This window comes from Amycolatopsis minnesotensis, from assembly GCF_039529815.1.
GTDB lineage: Bacteria > Actinomycetota > Actinomycetes > Mycobacteriales > Pseudonocardiaceae > Amycolatopsis > Amycolatopsis minnesotensis.
This window is the reverse complement of the sequence record NZ_BAAANN010000100.1, coordinates 1-4,588: the sequence shown is the minus strand read 5'-3', so window position 1 is coordinate 4,588 and position 4,588 is coordinate 1. Positions and strand designations below refer to the sequence as shown.

Below are 4,588 nucleotides of genomic sequence, written 5' to 3'. Positions count from 1 at the left end.
ACAACCGCCCCATCCCCACCCACTGCGAACCCTGACCAGGGAACACGAACACCACACCACCACCAGCACCCACGGACCCGGCCACCACGTTCTCCGCCAGCGCCTCGTCCGAGCCCCGCGCCAGCGATTCCAGCCCCGTCACCAGTCCGGCGCGGGCACCGACCACGACCGCGCGCTCGTCCAGCGCGGCACGCCCGGTCGCCAGGCTCCACGCCGCGTCCGCAGTGGACACTCCGGCGTCCGCGGCGACCCCGGCCAGCCGCGCCGCCTGCCGCGCCACCGAACCCGCGCCCCGGCCGGAAAGCACCCAAGCCACCACCGGATCGCTGTCCGGGACCTCGGGGACGGAAACCTCGGGAGCCTGCTCCAGGATCACGTGCGCGTTCGTGCCCGAGATCCCGAACGCCGAGACCCCGGCCCGGCGCGGACGCCCCGCCTCCGGCCACTCCCGCGTCTCGGTCAGCAGCTCGACGCCACCGGCGGACCAGTCCACATGCGACGACGGCGCGTCCACGTGCAACGTCGCGGGCAGCACACCGCGTCGCAGCGCCTCCACCATCTTGATCACGCCCGCCACCCCGGCGGCCGCCTGCGTGTGCCCGATGTTCGACTTCACCGACCCCAGCAACAGCGGACGTTCCCGATCCTGCCCATAGGTCGCGAGCAACGCCTGCGCCTCGATCGGATCACCCAGCTTCGTACCCGTCCCATGCGCCTCCACCGCATCCACATCAGACACCTCAAGACCAGCGTCCGCCAAAGCCGCACGGATCACCCGCTGCTGCGACGGACCATTAGGCGCCGTCAACCCATTCGACGCACCATCGGAGTTCACCGCCGAACCCCGCACCACCGCCAAGATCCGATGCCCCTTGGCCCGCGCGTCCGACAAGCGCTCCACCACCAGCACACCGACACCCTCACCCCACGCCGTGCCATCCGCGCCGTCCGCGAACGCCTTGCACCGGCCGTCCGCGGCGAGACCGCCCTGCCTGCCGAACTCGGTGAACATGTCCTCGGTCGTCATGACCGTCGCGCCACCGGCGAGCGCGAGCGAGCAGTCACCTCGCCGCAGCGCCTGCATCGCGAGGTGCAGCCCCACCAACGCCGACGAGCACGCCGTGTCGACGGTCAGCACCGGTCCTTCGGCGCCGAGCACGTAGGCGACCCGGCCGGACAGCACCGACGCGGCGTTGCCGGTCGCCAGGAGACCTTCCAGCTCCGGCACGCCGCGGACGTGCCGGGCGTAGTCGTGCAGGCTGGACCCGAGGAAGACACCGGTATCGGATCCCTTGAGCGACAACGGATCCACGTGCGCGCCTTCGAGGGCCTCCCACACGCATTCGAGCATCAGCCGCTGCTGCGGGTCCATCGCGGTGGCCTCGCGCGGCGAGATCCCGAAGAACTCCGCGTCGAACCCGGCGGCACCGTCGAGGAAGGCGCCCGCCCCTTCGGTTCGCGCGCTCCAGCCGCGATCGGTCGGCATCGAGGTGACCGCGTCGGTCCCACTCGCGACGAGATCCCACAGCCCGGCAGGCGACGTGACGCCACCGGCGAACCGGCAGCCGATGCCGACGATCACCACGGCGTCCGCCGCGGCGGAGGACGCGGCGGTCAGTTCGTCGTTGGCCTTGCGAAGCCGGTCATTCTCGCGCAACGACGAGCGCAGGGCCTCGACGAGCTTCGCCGACTTGCCGTCGCCGGAAGCGGTCGGTCCGGTCATGATTCGTGCTCCCTCATCGGTCTTCTCCGAGCGCCAGGCGGATCAGCTCGTCCGCGTCCAGGTCGGCGAACTCGTCCTCGTCTGGCGCCTCCCCGGCGAGCGCGCGGTCCAGGTGCTCCGCGAGGTGCCCGGGGGTGGGCAGGTCGAACACCAGCGTCGCGGGCAGGTCCAGGCCGGTGGCCGCGATGAGCTGGTTGCGCAGTTCCACCGCGGTCAGCGAGTCGAACCCGAGATCGGCGAACCGCTGGTCGGCGCGGACGGCCTCGGCCGAGCGGTGCCCGAGGACCGCGGCCACCGCGGCGCGCACCGCGGTCAGCACCGCCCGCGCGCGCTCGGCGGGCTTCAGGCCAGCGAGATCGGCCCACGGCCCCTCTTCGGCGGGCACGGCCTCCTCGTCGGCCGTCGCGAACGCGCTCAGCAGCGCGTTCGGCCGGATCGCGGTGAGGTGCGGGAGGAACCGGTCCCAGTCGACGTCGACGACCGTGACCGCGGTGGCGTCCGCGCCGAGGACCCGGCCGAGAACGTCCAGTGCCTGCACGGGCCGCAGCCCGGTCAGCCCCGCCCGCGCCATGCGCTGCGACACGGCTTCGCTGGCCGCCATCCCACCCTCGCCCCACGGGCCCCACGCGATCGTCGTCGCGGTCAGCCCGCGCGCCCGCCGGTAGCCGGCGAGCGCGTCGAGGTAGGCGTTCGCCGCCGCGTAGTTGGCCTGCCCGGCGTTGCCCCAGGTCGAAGCGACCGAAGAGAACAGCACGAACCGGTCGAGCGCGTGCTTCTCGGTCAGGCGGTGCAGGTTGAGCGCGCCGACGGCCTTGGGCGCCAGCGGCACCGCGAGCTGCTCGGGGGTCATCACCTCGAACATGCCGTCGTCGAGCACGCCCGCCGCGTGGATCACCGCGGTCAGCGGATACGCCTCGGGGATCTCGTCGATCACCTCGGCTAGCCGGTCGTAATCGGACACGTCGCACGCCGCGACCGTGATCTCCGTGCCGTGTTCCTTGCGGAGCCGGGCGATCCAGTCCTGTTCGGTGCCGCCGCGGCTGAGCAGCAGCACGTGCTCGGCGCCGTTGGCTGCCAGCCAGCCGGTCACCTCGGCGCCGAGCGCGCCGGTGCCGCCCGATACCAGCACTGTCCCCTTTGGACGCCAGGTCGCCTCGGGCGTGCGGTATCGGGCGAGGCGGCGCGCGAACACCGAATGCGCGCGGATCGCCAGTTCGCTGTCCGCTCCCCCGCCGGACAGGATGTCGGCGAGCCGCGCCACCTCGTAGGCGGCGGGTGCGGCGGGAAGGTCGACGAGACCGCCCCAGCGACGGGGGTTTTCCAGCGCGGCCGAGCGGCCGAGGCCCCACAGCGGCGCCTGGCGCGGGTCCCCGGTGGGACCGCCCGCCGCGAGGGTCACCGCGTTCCTGGTCGCGCACCAGAACTTCGCCGTGCTCCCGGCGTCGCCGAGTGCCTGGAACAGCAGCATCGTCGCGGTGGTGAGGCGGAGATCGGGCTCCTCCTCCCCGGCGGGTGCGAGCAGCGACACCACCCAGTCGAACCGGTCGCCGAGCGCGGTCAGCCGTCCGGCGAGCGCGGCACGATCGCAGGCGTCTTCGTCGAGTTCCATCGTCTCGACCTCGACGCCGCGCGCGGTCAGCGCCGAGGTCACCGTTTCGGTGAGCGGGCGCCGGTCGCCGGTCGCGGTGACCACGAGCAGCCGCCGCCCGGACGGTGCCCCGCTGACCTCCACCGGCCCCCAGCTCGCCTGGTAGCACAGGTCGTCCTGGGCGAGCAGGTCGTCCTGACGCCGCCGCCACGAGGACAGGGCGGGCACCAGCGCGTCGAGCGCGGCCCGGTCGGTGACGCCGAGTTCCCCGGCGAGCAGGTCGATGTCCAGCCGCCCCACGGCGTCCCAGAACCGCTTTCCCGCCGGGTCCGCCTGAACCTCGGGCGCCGCCTTCTTCGGCGAAAGCCAGTAGTGGGTGTGGGTGAAGGCGCGGGTGGGCAGGTCGGTGTGGCGGGGGTGGAGGCCGGTGTAGGCGGGTGTCCAGTCGATGGGGGTGCCGTGGACCCACAGGTTCGCGAGCGCGGTGAGCACGGCGGTGGGTTCGTCGACACCCTTGCGGCCGGTCGCGGTGACCGGGATCGCGGTGGTGCGGGCGACCATTCCCGCCAGTGCGGCCTTGGGCCCGATCTCCAGCACCAGGTCGGCGTCGAGTGCGCGCACGCCGTCGGCGAACCGGACGGCTTCCCGGACGTGGCGGACCCAGTAGCCGGGATCGGTCACCAGGCCAGGGGTCACCAGCGTGCCGGTCAGGTTGGAGATCAGCGGCATCGTCGGCTCGCTCAGCCGTAGCCCGGCGATCGCGCGCGCGAACTCGTCGAGCATCGGCTCCATCAACGGCGAATGGAACGCATGCGACACCGCGAGCCGCGTGGTCTTACGATCCCACCCGGCCACGGTCGCCGCGATCCGCTCCACCGCCTCGACGTCACCGGAGATCACCACAGCGTCGGCGGCGTTCACGGCCGCGATGGAGACCATGCTGTCCAGCAACGGTTCCACTTCGTCCACCGTGGCCTGAAGCGACACCATCGCCCCACCGCTGGGTAGAGCCTGCATCAAACTCGCCCGCGCCGACACCAGCATGCACGCATCCCCCAGCGACACCACCCCAGCCACATGCGCCGCGACGATCTCCCCCACCGAATGGCCCATCACCACCGCCGGGGTGATCCCGAAGGACTCCAGCAGCCGGTAGAGCGCGACCTCGAACGCGAACAGCACCGGCTGAGTCACCCCGGTCTCATCCAGCGAATCGCCGGAGAACATCACCTCCCGCACCGGCATGACCGCGTCGATCTCCTCGATCACAGCAGCGA

Annotated in this window: 1 protein-coding gene and 1 pseudogene; both read right to left on the bottom strand. The window is 72.3% G+C overall.

Annotated elements, in window-relative coordinates; genetic code table 11:
* A pseudogene (locus ABD256_RS43925) lies at positions 1-1,678 on the bottom strand (beta-ketoacyl synthase N-terminal-like domain-containing protein); the annotation flags it as partial.
* 58 nt (positions 1,679-1,736) lie between these two features.
* Positions 1,737-4,588 (bottom strand): SDR family NAD(P)-dependent oxidoreductase (locus ABD256_RS43920; RefSeq protein WP_344432327.1); only part of this gene is annotated, 2,852 nt, incomplete at its 5' end.